Consider the following 11,456-nt stretch of genomic DNA (forward strand, 5'->3'; position numbering starts at 1 on the left):
ATAGCACTCCGTAATCTTTAAGGAGGTTCGAGACATGAAAGTAAGACCGTCAGTTAAACCAATCTGCGAAAAATGTAAAGTTATTCGTAGACGTGGAAAAGTAATGGTTATTTGTGAAAACCCTAAACATAAACAAAAACAAGGTTAATCAGAAGGAGGTGCATTCAGAATGGCACGTATCGCAGGTGTAGATATTCCTCGAGACAAACGCGTTGTTATTTCTTTAACTTACGTATTCGGCATTGGTCGCACAACTGCTGAAAAAATTCTTACTGAAGCTGGTATTTCTTCAGAAACACGAGTTCGTGATTTAACGGAAGACGAACTAGGACGTATCCGTGATATCATCGATCGTATTAAAGTTGAGGGAGACCTTCGTCGTGAAGTATCTCTTAACATTAAACGTCTAATGGAGATCGGTTCTTACCGTGGTCTTCGTCACCGTCGTGGTTTACCAGTTCGTGGTCAAAACTCTAAAAACAATGCTCGTACACGTAAAGGTCCACGTCGTACAGTAGCAAATAAAAAGAAATAATAAGTAAAGGAGGTTGAACTAACAATGGCACGTAAAACAAACACTCGTAAAAAACGTGTGAAAAAGAATATTGAAGCTGGTATAGCTCATATTCGTTCTACTTTCAACAACACAATCGTAACACTTACAGATACTCATGGTAACGCACTTTCTTGGTCTAGTGCTGGTGCACTTGGTTTCCGTGGATCTCGTAAGTCTACTCCATTCGCTGCGCAAATGGCTGCTGAAGCTGCTGCTAAAGTTGCAATGGAACACGGTTTAAAAACTTTAGAGGTTACTGTTAAAGGTCCTGGTGCTGGTCGTGAAGCTGCAATTCGTGCTCTTCAAGCTGCAGGTCTAGAAGTAACAGCAATTAGAGATGTTACTCCAGTTCCTCATAATGGATGTCGTCCACCAAAACGTCGTCGTGTGTAATTTTTCTGTATAGAATTTTCCCTTTTGTCTATAATGGATATGATGCATTATCGAGAAATTTCGTACAGAAACATCGCTTGTTGTGCACAATCGGGAACTGCCTAAGGGGGACTTTCGGTTAGACAGGGGGTATCCCTTTGTTTAACCGGGGTTTCGACGTTTTGAAGGAGGGTTTAGTTAATGATTGAAATCGAAAAGCCGAAAATCGAAACGGTTGAACTTAACGAAGATGCTAAATATGGTAAATTCGTAATTGAACCGCTTGAGCGTGGATATGGTACTACTTTGGGTAACTCCTTACGTCGTATTCTTTTATCCTCACTCCCTGGTGCCGCTGTTACTGCTATCCAAATCGATGGCGTATTACATGAATTTTCAACAGTTGAGGGCGTAGTAGAAGACGTTACGACGATCATCTTAAACTTGAAAAAGTTAGCTCTTAAAATCTACTCTGAAGAAGAGAAGACGTTGGAAATTGATGTGCAGGGCGAAGGTATTGTCACAGCTGCTGATATTACTCACGATAGTGATGTAGAAATCTTAAATCCAGATTTACACATTGCAACGTTAGCAAAAAATGCGCATTTCCGCATGCGTTTAACTGCAAAGCGTGGCCGTGGGTATACGCCAGCTGATGCAAATAAAAGCGAAGATCAACCAATAGGAGTAATTCCTATTGATTCTATTTATACTCCAGTATCACGTGTGACTTACCAAGTGGAAAAGACACGTGTCGGACAAGTGGCTAATTATGATAAGCTTACGCTTGATGTATGGACGGATGGAAGCATCGGGCCAAAAGAAGCTATCTCTTTAGGTGCCAAAATCTTAACTGAGCATTTAAATATCTTTGTTGGTTTAACTGATGAAGCACAAAATGCTGAGATTATGGTCGAGAAGGAAGAAGATCAAAAAGAGAAAGTTCTTGAGATGACTATCGAGGAACTAGATCTTTCTGTTCGTTCTTATAATTGCCTTAAACGTGCAGGAATTAATACTGTACAAGAGCTTGCGAACAAAACAGAAGAAGATATGATGAAAGTTCGTAACTTAGGACGTAAATCCTTAGAAGAAGTTAAACATAAACTTGAGGAATTAGGTTTAGGTTTACGTAAAGACGACTGAGGATTTAAACCCATCAACAAAGGAGGGAACTACGAATGGCATACAGAAAATTAGGCCGTACAAGTGCGCAACGTAAAGCTATGTTACGTGATTTAGCTACTGATTTAATTATCAACGAGCGCATCCAAACGACAGAAACTCGTGCAAAAGAACTTCGTTCTGTAGTGGAAAAAATGATCACTTTAGGTAAACGCGGAGATCTTCACGCTCGTCGTCAAGCAGCAGCTTTCATTCGCAATGAAGTAGCTAACGCTGAGACTGGTCAAGATGCACTTCAAAAATTATTCGCTGATGTAGCTCCACGCTATGCTGAGCGCCAAGGCGGATACACTCGTATTGCAAAAATTGGTCCACGTCGCGGAGACGCAGCACCAATGGTAATTATCGAGTTAGTATAATGATAATTAAAAGGGCAGGACAGTTCTTTTCAAGAAACTGGTCATGGCCCTTTTTTTTAAATATAAAAATAGGCTAACTTGGCGAAGGAAAGGGTGCCTTGTATTGAAAAAAGAGAAACTTCGGACAGAAAATATATCATTTCAATATCCTGGGGCAGCCACTTATGCATTAAAAGATGTTTCATTTTCTTTGTATGAGGGAGAATGGGTATCTGTTATTGGACAAAACGGTTCAGGGAAGTCTACACTTGCAAAATTATTGAATGGTTTGTTTTTGCCGGAAGCAGGGACTATTACAGTAAATGATACAATGGTTTTATCAGAGGAAACGGTGTGGGATGTTCGAAAGCAAATTGGTATGGTATTTCAAAATCCAGATAATCAATTTGTTGGAACGACAGTGCAAGACGACGTTGTATTTGGCTTAGAGAATATCGGAATGCCAAGAGAAGAGATGGTAGAAAGATTAGATCAGGCTCTCAAACTTGTCCGTATGGAAGATTTTCTTAATGATGAACCTCATTCGTTATCTGGTGGGCAAAAGCAGCGAGTGGCAATAGCAGGCGTTTTAGCACTTCAGCCATCTATTTTGATATTAGATGAAGCAACGTCAATGCTAGATCCTCAAGGAAGACGTGAAGTAGTAGAAACGGTTAGACAACTTGTTAATCAAAAAGGTATTACCGTGTTATCAATTACGCACGATTTAGAAGAAGCGGCACAATCAGACCGTGTCATTATTTTAAATAAGGGAGAAATATTAGAGGAAGGGACTCCAGAGCAAATTTTCAAGTCCTCTCATATGCTCCAAGAAATTGGATTAGATGTACCATTTTCAGTGAAAATAGCAGAATTATTAAAAAGAAATGAAATTCTCTTGCAAAATACGCATCTTACAATGGAAAGCTTGGTGAACGAACTTTGGAGATTACATTCCAAAAAGTAGAACATCGTTATCAATATAAAACTCCATTTGAAAGACGCGCACTTTATGATGTAGACGTGTCGTTTCCAAGTGGGGGCTATTATGCCATTATCGGTCATACTGGTTCAGGTAAGTCGACGATGATTCAACATTTAAATGGTTTATTGCAGCCGACAAATGGCACAGTTCAAATTGGTGAACATTTCATTTCGGCAGGAAAGAAAGAAAAAAAGCTAAAGCCACTACGTAAAAAAGTAGGGGTTGTCTTTCAATTCCCAGAACATCAGTTGTTTGAAGAGACTGTGGAGAAAGATATTTGTTTCGGCCCTACTAATTTTGGGGTATCTGTAGAAGAAGCGAAGCAAAAGGCAAGAGAGGCAATTGAACTTGTAGGGTTAGAGCCAGAACTGTTAACACGTTCACCGTTTGAGTTAAGTGGTGGACAAATGAGGCGTGTTGCGATAGCGGGCGTATTGGCGATGGAACCCGAAGTGCTTGTATTAGATGAACCTACAGCAGGACTAGATCCAAAAGGGCAGAATGAACTTATGGAGATGTTTTATAAGCTACATAAGGAAAAAGGTCTTACAGTTATCCTAGTAACACATAATATGGAGGATGCTGCTAAGTATGCGGAGCAGATTGTAGTCATGCATAAAGGAACGGTCTTTTTGCAAGGAAGTGCAGAGGAAGTATTTTCACATGCTGATGAGCTAGAGAAAATTGGCGTGGATCTTCCTATGTCTTTAAAGTATAAACGTGCAATTGAAGAGAAGTTTGGCATTTCAATCCCAAAGGCTACCTTATCTTTAGAGGATCTTACTCATGAAGTTGTGCAGGTGTTACGAAAAGGTGGTCATGAATCATGCAGCAGTTGATTATTGGAAGGTATATTCCAGGGGATTCTCTTATTCATCAACTTGATCCACGTACGAAGCTGCTGATTGTCTTTTTATATGTATTTGTTGTTTTCTTAGCAAATAATGCGATTTCATATGGATTTTTATTTTTATATGCACTCATTGCTTTATTTTTTGCAAAAGTGCCGATTCGTTATGTACTTTCGGGCTTAAAACCAATTCTATGGATTTTTCTTTTTACATTTTTCCTGCATATTTTTACAAATAAAGAAGGGGAAGTACTATTCCAGCTTGGTTGGTTTTCAATACATGAAAAAGGATTAGAGCAAGGAATATACATTTCTATACGATTCTTCGTTATTATTTTAATGACGACATTATTAACGTTAACGACGACACCTATTGAGATTACAGATGGTTTGGAGACGTTATTAAAGCCGTTGAAGCGTATAAAAGTTCCTGTTCATGAAATCGCATTAATGATGTCAATTTCTCTTCGTTTTATTCCGACATTAATGGATGAAACGAGTAAAATAATGAAAGCACAATCGTCACGTGGTATTGATTTCGCAGGAGGACCGATAAAAGATAGGATGAAAGCTATTATCTCACTACTGGTTCCTCTATTTATCAGTGCTTTTAAGCGTGCTGAGGACTTAGCAATTGCTATGGAGGCTCGTGGATATCAAAGTGGCGAAGGACGTACTAAATTTAGGCAACTACGCTGGAAAACAAGCGATACAGTAACGATTATAAGCTTACTTTGCTTAGCTTGTATTTTGGCATGGGTGCGATCGTAATGGAGAATGGAGAAATGGATAGAATAAAATGTACGGTTGCATATGATGGCATGCATTTTTGTGGTTATCAAATTCAGCCGCAGCATCGTACTGTTCAACAAGAGATTGAAAAAGCTTTGCAGAAATTGCATAAAGGAGAACTTGTTCGTGTTCAGGCATCGGGCAGAACGGATTCTACCGTTCACGCCAAAGGACAAGTCATACACTTTGATACACCTTTGTCTCTTGAAGAGTGGCAATGGAGTAATGCATTAAACACAATGTTGCCAGATGATATTGTTATCAGACAGGTAGAGAAAAAAACAGAAGAATTTCATGCGCGTTACGGTGTTGAGAGAAAAGAATATCGTTATCGTGTGTTATTATCAAAGACTGCGGATGTATTCCGTAGAAATTACGTATATCAATATCCATATCCGCTCGAAATAAACTCTATAAGAAAAGCGATTCCTTATTTTATTGGAACGCATGACTTCACTTCTTTTTGTTCGGCAAAAACTGACAAAAAAGATAAAGTGAGAACAATTTATGAAATTGAGCTAATCGAGCAAGACGATGAATTAATTTTTCGTTTTGTAGGTAATGGATTTTTATATAATATGGTCAGAATTATTGTTGGTACGTTACTGAACGTAGGGCAAGGAAAGCTTGATCCAGATAGCATTCCAGAGATTCTAGCGAAACAAAATCGTCAGTTTGCTGGAAAGATGGCTCCTGGTCATGGGCTTTACTTATGGCAGGTAAACTATAACAACTAATCCTGGTGTAACATTTGCTTGACATTAGAAACTCAAAAGTATATCATAACATATGGTATTGTTTCTAAAACCACGATTAGCCCCGGAAGGAAATCGTGTTTAAGATAAACAATAGATTTTTTCTATGGAAAAGATAACGAGGAGGGAAACACATGCGTACGACTTTTATGGCAAAAGCTAACGAAGTTGAGCGTAAATGGTATGTGGTTGATGCTGAAGGTCAAACTTTAGGTCGCCTATCTACAGAAGTAGCATCTATTTTACGCGGTAAAAACAAACCTACATTTACACCACACGTTGACACGGGTGATCATGTAATTATTATTAACGCTGAGAAAATTCATTTAACAGGTAATAAATTAAACGATAAAATTTACTACCGTCACACTAACCACCCAGGTGGACTTAAACAAAGAACAGCTCTAGAAATGCGTACAAACTACCCTGTACAAATGTTAGAGCTTGCAATTAAAGGCATGCTTCCAAAAGGACGCTTAGGCCGTCAAGTTTCTAAGAAACTAAACGTGTATGCTGGAGCAGAGCATCCACACCAAGCACAAAAACCAGAAGTTTACGAACTTCGCGGATAATTAATTAAAGGAGGGCTTACTTTGGCACAGGTTCAATACTATGGCACTGGACGTCGTAAGAGTTCAGTAGCGCGCGTACGCCTAGTTCCAGGCGAAGGACGCGTTATCATTAACGGTCGTGATTTTGAAAACTATATCCCATTTGCTGCATTACGTGAAGTAGTGAAACAACCTCTAGTTGCAACAGAAACTTTAGGTAACTACGATGTACTTGTAAACGTAAATGGTGGTGGATACACTGGTCAAGCTGGTGCTATTCGTCACGGTATTTCTCGCGCTTTATTAAAAGCTGATCCAGAATACCGTCTAACACTAAAACGTGCAGGTCTATTAACTCGTGACGCACGTATGAAAGAGCGTAAAAAATACGGTCTTAAAGGCGCACGTCGTGCACCTCAGTTCTCAAAACGTTAATTTTTGCGAACTACAAACCCCAACCATTTTGGTTGGGGTTTTTTTATGTTTCATTCCTCTTTTGGAATTTTTGTAGTTTGGAATATTTTAGTGCTATCCTCTCGCGTATGCTTCTTCTTTAGAAGTTTAGACTAATACGTATTAGGGAGGTTTATAAGTACTATGAATGTCATTGTCAGCTTACAAGAAAAACAAAAAGAAAAGCAGCTGAAATATGAACGGAAGATGCTGCGAGAACTATCATTAAAAACATTACGTTCAAATATTAGAGATGCCTTTCAGATGCAGGAACTTCATCGTCAGTATGAAGATTACTGTATTGAATTAGGGATAGAATCGTATTTATTAGGAGCGAGATACAGTAAGTTTGGTTATTATGGTGAATCATTCTTTGATGTGAAATATAGAGCGTTAGAAGAAGAGCAACAATTAACGGAAACATTATTTCAATTTTTAACGAGCATGACTATGAGGGAAATTAAGTTACAAGATGAGGAATTACTTTTTGAATCTTGTCAGCAGTTTATTGGTTTATGGTGGCAGGAAGGATATGAAAAAGGTGAAAGAAGATATCGATTAAAGCTTCATTAAGACAAGCATAAACTTTCCTCTTGTCCCATATAAGTAATTAGAGGGACTAGCTGGAGGAGGAAAGGTATGAAGAGAATTCGAATTATCTCTTTTGCACTCGCTGCGGTTGTTTTGTTTTTTTTAGTCAAACAAGAATTTCAAATTACAAAATCGTGGCGAGCGTGGAATTTACCCTTATCAGGGAAAGTGATTGTATTAGATGCTGGGCATGGTGGGCCAGACGGAGGGGCTGTTGGTGGAAAAGATATTATAGAAAAAAATATTACGCTTGAGATTACAAAGAAGGTACAAGATTATTTGCAAGAACAAGGTGCGCTAGTTATTTTAACACGTGAGGGAGATTATGATTTAGCTCAGAAAGATACAAAATCATATAGTAGACGTAAAGCAGAAGATTTAAAAAAGCGTGTAGAGATTATTAATAAACCTGATGTAGACTTTTTTGCGAGTATTCATTTAAATGCTTTAACTAGTAGTGGATCGAAAGGCGCACAAACGTTCTATTACCGTTCTTCGATTGAAAATGAACGTGCTGCGAAATTTATACAAGCTGAATTGAGGACGAGTTTAGAGAATACGAATCGTTCTGCTAAAACAATTTCTCATGTGTATTTATTAAAGTATGCGAAAACACCAGGTGCTTTAATTGAAGCTGGCTTTTTATCGAATGTAAACGAAAGGTATATGTTAAATTCGGAGAAATATCAGCAAAAGGTAGCGGCTGCAGTATATCGTGGTATATTACGCTATTTCACGGAAAAAGGAAATCCTCCAGAATAAGGAGGATTTTTTGAGTTTCTCTCATTAACGAAGTTTTCCGAAAATATGTTATACTGGAAATGTAAACGCATTTATTTAAAAAATAAAGAGAGATAAATTTAATTAACATTACGTTATTTTTCATACAGGGGGCTAATCATGGTAACGAAAGAGCAAGTAGTGGAAGCGTTAGAAGGGGTTATAGATCCGTTTTTACATAAAACGTTAAAAGAAACAGGGGCCATTAAAGAGGTAACAGTTAAGCCTGAGAAGGAACATGTAAGTGTTAAAATTGCAATCGTAAAAACCGGTACAGCGGAACAAATGCAATTGCAATCTGGAATTGTAAAGTTAGTAAAAGAATTAGGGGCAGCAACAGTAGGGCTTCGCTTTGCAGAATTTACAGAAGAGGAATTAGCTCAGTTTGCACCGGAACAAGAGGAAGAGCAAACTGAATCTTTATTGTCACCAAATTCAAAAACAACATTTTTGGCAGTGGCGAGTGGAAAAGGTGGGGTAGGGAAATCAACAGTTTCTGTTAACCTTGCTATTGCTCTAGCTCGTCTAGGCAAAAAGGTTGGTATCATTGATGCTGATATTTATGGTTTTAGCGTACCGGATATGATGGGGATAGAAAAACGTCCTGTTGTAAGAGGGGATAAAATCATTCCAGTGGAGCGTCTAGGTGTAAAGGTAATCTCAATGGGATTCTTTGTAGAAGATAATGCACCGGTTATTTGGAGAGGGCCTATGCTTGGGAAAATGTTAAATCACTTCTTCACAGAAGTAGAATGGGGCGATTTAGACTATTTAGTTTTAGATTTACCACCGGGTACAGGTGATGTTGCGCTAGACTTACATTCGATGTTGCCGGCTTGTAAGGAAATTATTGTAACAACGCCACATCCAACAGCGGCATTTGTAGCAGCGCGTGCTGGAGCCATGGCTTTACGTACAGAACATAGTATTCTTGGTGTTGTTGAAAATATGGCGTATTTTGAAAGTAAAACAACTGGTGAAAAAGAATATGTGTTCGGAAGAGGTGGAGGAGATAAATTAGCCACAGAACTTCAAACAGAAGTACTTGGCCGAATCCCACTTCAACAACCTGATTGGAATAAAGAAGACTTTGCGCCATCAGTATATGAAGATACACATACGACAGGTCTTATTTATCGCACGATAGCTGAGACTGTAATTGATAAAATAGCTGTCGCGCAAAAATAAAATAATAATGAGTGGACGATACATATATTGTCCACTCATTATTATCGTTATAATTTTTACTGCTGTTCCTTTTTACCGCCTTGGGAACCACCTTCACCGCCGGCTTCTTTTTTATCAGATCCACTTTTTTCAGCCTTTTGTACACCTTTACTAATAATATCAATCATCTTAGCTTGGAAGAGTGGGCTTTCAGCAGTTTCGGTTAGTACTTGTTGTAAATATTGACGGTATTCTTTGCTCTTCATCGTTTGTAACATCATTTTTTCTACTTCAGGGTTCTTCATAATTTCTATAACGCCTGCTTGGTATTCAGGGTCTTTTAGTAATGTTTTCATTAAGGTTGTTTGTTCTTTCCCCATACTTTTAGCGAATTTCGATGAGAACTCAGGGTCTTTAAAGAGCTTTTCCCAGAATTGTTGCCCTTTGTCGGATACCATTGCATCTTCAATCGTTTTCTTTACTACTGTTTCATCTAGTATGAGTGCTTGTTTCATTTTTTCATCAGTTAACACATCTTGAATGGCTTTCTTACCTTGATCGGTTTTTAAAATATCAACAATCATTTTCTTCGTTTGATCGTAATCAAGTTCGGACTTTGCTTCTTTTCCTTGTGCACACGCTACAAGTGCGAGGAATAGAAAAGAAGAAGTCAAAACGAGCAGCATCCGTTTCATAAGTTGGAACTCCTTTCAGCACAGTTCTCTCTTTTTAATATAAATATCTTTAGGGAATTTATACATGAACATGGCTAGCTTTTTGAAATTGTCATTGATACAATTTAATTAGAAATATAAGGATAATGGGGGATGTGTTGTGAATAGCCGCAAGTGGGTACGACTATTTTTTACGACGTTGTTTCTTGGTGGGATTAGCACGGTCATACTTGGGTTTGTTTTAGAGTGGGACAAGTACGCTAAATTTTTTCAAAATTTCGACGTAAAGGAAATTCTAGCAGTTTCCTTTTGGTTGATGGGTGTAGGATTTATTTTTAGTGTTATAAGTCAGATGGGGTTCTTTGCTTATTTAACAATCCATCGTTTTGGGTTAGGTATGTTCCGTTCATCTTCTTTATGGAATTCAGTCCAGCTCTTCTTTATTGCATTCGTTTTGTTTGATTTCGTGTATTTAAGATCTGTATTGATTGCAAATGGGGAAGTTTCATTAGGGAATAACATACTTGTTGCTGGTGTGTTATTTATGTTCGGGGCCATTGTTGCTTACATAAAAAGTAAGGAAACAAATAAAAAGGCATTTGTGCCCGCTTTGTTTTTTATGGTTGTTGTAACAATTCTTGAATGGGTACCAGCTCTTCGAATTAATGATACAGACTGGTTATATTTAATGGTGATACCACTTTTATTATGTAATGCATATCAGTTACTTATATTACATCGTTTAATTGGAAAGAGGAGTAAGTCGGCCTAATATAAGAGAGTTTGTACGAATGAAAAAAGCTCTATTACCTGAATGAAAGGTAGCAGAGCTTTTTATGTGTGAAGGCACAATGGAAAAGAATTACTGTACATCTTTACTTTTCGTACTTGTGTTGGAAATAAGTTGTGATACGGATATTTGCTCATATCCGTCACTCTTTAATTTTTGTAGAAGCAGTGGTAAAGCTTTGTTTGTTTGAAGGGCAGAATCGGATGCGTGTAATAAGACGATATCTCCACCTTTTAAATTAGTAGAGACGGTGGAAACGATATTGTTTACACCAGGGTTTTTCCAATCGTTTGAGTTATTACTCCAATGAACGATGGTGTATCCGAGTGATTCTGCTATTTTAAGTGTTGCTTTGTTAAAGTCTCCACTAGGTGGACGCAATAGCTTGACTTGTTTCACGCCGAGTTTTGTAAAAACATCTTGAGCTCGTAAAAGATCTCTTCGTATTTCATTTGTTTCTAGAGAAGTGTAGGACGTGTAATTATAGCCCATACTACCGATTTCATGTCCATCTTTTATGATGCGTTCAACAACATCAGGGTGTCTTTCTGCCCATGCAGCAGAAAGGAAGAAGGTTGCATTTTTAATGTCTTTTTCTTTAAGTGTATCAAGGATTG

17 protein-coding genes (1 of these 17 cut by a window edge) are annotated in these 11,456 nt (G+C 38.0%); 15 read left to right on the forward strand and 2 right to left on the reverse strand.

Annotation, left to right across the window (positions count from 1 at the left end):
- Positions 1-34 precede the first annotated feature (34 nt).
- The 14 genes from rpmJ (at position 35) to MHB74_RS00855 (ending at position 9,396) form a co-directional block, all read left to right on the forward strand.
- On the forward strand, positions 35-148 hold the full coding sequence (gene rpmJ / locus MHB74_RS00790; RefSeq protein WP_000868344.1) for a 50S ribosomal protein L36: 114 nt from the start codon (positions 35-37) through the stop codon (positions 146-148).
- Positions 149-169: 21 nt separating this feature from the next.
- Entirely contained in the window at positions 170-535 is a 366-nt protein-coding gene (rpsM, locus tag MHB74_RS00795) for a 30S ribosomal protein S13 (protein WP_000090790.1), read from the forward strand.
- 24 nt (positions 536-559) lie between these two features.
- Positions 560-949: a 30S ribosomal protein S11 gene (rpsK, locus tag MHB74_RS00800; protein ID WP_000101797.1), complete on the forward strand. Its 390-nt coding sequence runs from the start codon at positions 560-562 to the stop codon at positions 947-949.
- Between the two features lie 180 nt (positions 950-1,129).
- A complete protein-coding gene (locus MHB74_RS00805; RefSeq protein ID WP_000569644.1) occupies positions 1,130-2,074 on the forward strand; it encodes a DNA-directed RNA polymerase subunit alpha in 945 nt (314 codons plus the stop codon).
- Between the two features lie 35 nt (positions 2,075-2,109).
- Positions 2,110-2,472 carry a 50S ribosomal protein L17 gene (rplQ, locus tag MHB74_RS00810; protein ID WP_000331490.1) on the forward strand — a complete coding sequence of 121 codons (363 nt, stop codon included), beginning with the start codon at positions 2,110-2,112 and terminating at the stop codon, positions 2,470-2,472.
- Between the two features lie 103 nt (positions 2,473-2,575).
- Positions 2,576-3,418, forward strand: a complete 843-nt coding sequence (locus MHB74_RS00815) for an energy-coupling factor ABC transporter ATP-binding protein (protein ID WP_061678370.1) — start codon at positions 2,576-2,578, stop codon at positions 3,416-3,418.
- On the forward strand, positions 3,394-4,275 hold the full coding sequence (locus MHB74_RS00820; protein WP_000406519.1) for an energy-coupling factor ABC transporter ATP-binding protein: 882 nt from the start codon (positions 3,394-3,396) through the stop codon (positions 4,273-4,275). The genes MHB74_RS00815 and MHB74_RS00820 overlap by 25 nt, the downstream gene beginning before the upstream one ends.
- Entirely contained in the window at positions 4,263-5,057 is a 795-nt protein-coding gene (locus tag MHB74_RS00825; protein ID WP_061678369.1) for an energy-coupling factor transporter transmembrane component T family protein, read from the forward strand. The genes MHB74_RS00820 and MHB74_RS00825 overlap by 13 nt, the downstream gene beginning before the upstream one ends.
- 14 nt (positions 5,058-5,071) lie before the next feature.
- Complete coding sequence (gene truA, locus MHB74_RS00830) at positions 5,072-5,815, forward strand: tRNA pseudouridine(38-40) synthase TruA (RefSeq protein ID WP_033656275.1); 744 nt, start codon at positions 5,072-5,074, stop codon at positions 5,813-5,815.
- 152 nt (positions 5,816-5,967) lie between these two features.
- A complete protein-coding gene (rplM, locus tag MHB74_RS00835) occupies positions 5,968-6,405 on the forward strand; it encodes a 50S ribosomal protein L13 (RefSeq protein ID WP_001260795.1) in 438 nt (145 codons plus the stop codon).
- 21 nt (positions 6,406-6,426) lie between these two features.
- The gene (gene rpsI / locus MHB74_RS00840) at positions 6,427-6,819 is read left to right on the forward strand and encodes a 30S ribosomal protein S9 (RefSeq protein ID WP_000079986.1); all 393 of its coding nucleotides are present in this window, start codon (positions 6,427-6,429) and stop codon (positions 6,817-6,819) included.
- A gap of 162 nt (positions 6,820-6,981) precedes the next feature.
- Positions 6,982-7,410 (forward strand): YbaK family protein, encoded by a 429-nt coding sequence (locus tag MHB74_RS00845; RefSeq protein ID WP_001101006.1) that lies wholly within the window; start codon positions 6,982-6,984, stop codon positions 7,408-7,410.
- Between the two features lie 66 nt (positions 7,411-7,476).
- Positions 7,477-8,190, forward strand: a complete 714-nt coding sequence (gene cwlD / locus MHB74_RS00850; RefSeq protein ID WP_061678368.1) for an N-acetylmuramoyl-L-alanine amidase CwlD — start codon at positions 7,477-7,479, stop codon at positions 8,188-8,190.
- Between the two features lie 138 nt (positions 8,191-8,328).
- Complete coding sequence (locus MHB74_RS00855) at positions 8,329-9,396, forward strand: Mrp/NBP35 family ATP-binding protein (RefSeq protein ID WP_061678367.1); 1,068 nt, start codon at positions 8,329-8,331, stop codon at positions 9,394-9,396.
- 56 nt (positions 9,397-9,452) lie between these two features.
- Here the strand turns inward: MHB74_RS00855 and gerD are convergent, their stop codons facing one another.
- Complete coding sequence (gene gerD, locus MHB74_RS00860; protein WP_061678366.1) at positions 9,453-10,070, reverse strand: spore germination protein GerD; 618 nt, start codon at positions 10,068-10,070, stop codon at positions 9,453-9,455.
- Between the two features lie 139 nt (positions 10,071-10,209).
- On the opposite strand from gerD, the gene kbaA reads away from it, so the two are divergent.
- A complete protein-coding gene (gene kbaA / locus MHB74_RS00865; RefSeq protein ID WP_061678365.1) occupies positions 10,210-10,821 on the forward strand; it encodes a KinB signaling pathway activation protein KbaA in 612 nt (203 codons plus the stop codon).
- A 90-nt stretch (positions 10,822-10,911) separates the two neighbouring features.
- Here kbaA and pdaB read toward each other — a convergent pair whose 3' ends face one another.
- Positions 10,912-11,456, reverse strand: partial view of a polysaccharide deacetylase family sporulation protein PdaB gene (pdaB, locus tag MHB74_RS00870; protein WP_061678364.1) — the 3' portion only. The gene runs 220 nt beyond the window's last position; the window shows 545 of its 765 coding nt (coding positions 221-765); its start codon lies beyond the right edge, outside the window — the gene reads right to left on this strand; its stop codon occupies positions 10,912-10,914.

Origin of the sequence: Bacillus sp. FSL K6-0069 (assembly GCF_038007785.1) — a bacterium.
Classification (GTDB): Bacteria; Bacillota; Bacilli; order Bacillales; family Bacillaceae_G; genus Bacillus_A; species Bacillus_A mobilis.

Bases quoted from the DNA above. Each gene is read 5' to 3' on its own strand.
- rplM (WP_001260795.1), top strand. From the start codon at position 5,968: ATGCGTACGACTTTTATGGCAAAAGCTAACGAAGTTGAGCGTAAATGG.
- MHB74_RS00825 (WP_061678369.1), top strand. From the start codon at position 4,263: ATGCAGCAGTTGATTATTGGAAGGTATATTCCAGGGGATTCTCTTATT.
- cwlD (WP_061678368.1), top strand. From the start codon at position 7,477: ATGAAGAGAATTCGAATTATCTCTTTTGCACTCGCTGCGGTTGTTTTG.
- rpsM (WP_000090790.1), top strand. From the start codon at position 170: ATGGCACGTATCGCAGGTGTAGATATTCCTCGAGACAAACGCGTTGTT.
- MHB74_RS00855 (WP_061678367.1), top strand. From the start codon at position 8,329: ATGGTAACGAAAGAGCAAGTAGTGGAAGCGTTAGAAGGGGTTATAGAT.
- truA (WP_033656275.1), top strand. From the start codon at position 5,072: ATGGATAGAATAAAATGTACGGTTGCATATGATGGCATGCATTTTTGT.
- rpmJ (WP_000868344.1), top strand. From the start codon at position 35: ATGAAAGTAAGACCGTCAGTTAAACCAATCTGCGAAAAATGTAAAGTT.
- gerD (WP_061678366.1), bottom strand. From the start codon at position 10,070: ATGAAACGGATGCTGCTCGTTTTGACTTCTTCTTTTCTATTCCTCGCA.
- MHB74_RS00805 (WP_000569644.1), top strand. From the start codon at position 1,130: ATGATTGAAATCGAAAAGCCGAAAATCGAAACGGTTGAACTTAACGAA.
- rplQ (WP_000331490.1), top strand. From the start codon at position 2,110: ATGGCATACAGAAAATTAGGCCGTACAAGTGCGCAACGTAAAGCTATG.
- MHB74_RS00845 (WP_001101006.1), top strand. From the start codon at position 6,982: ATGAATGTCATTGTCAGCTTACAAGAAAAACAAAAAGAAAAGCAGCTG.
- rpsK (WP_000101797.1), top strand. From the start codon at position 560: ATGGCACGTAAAACAAACACTCGTAAAAAACGTGTGAAAAAGAATATT.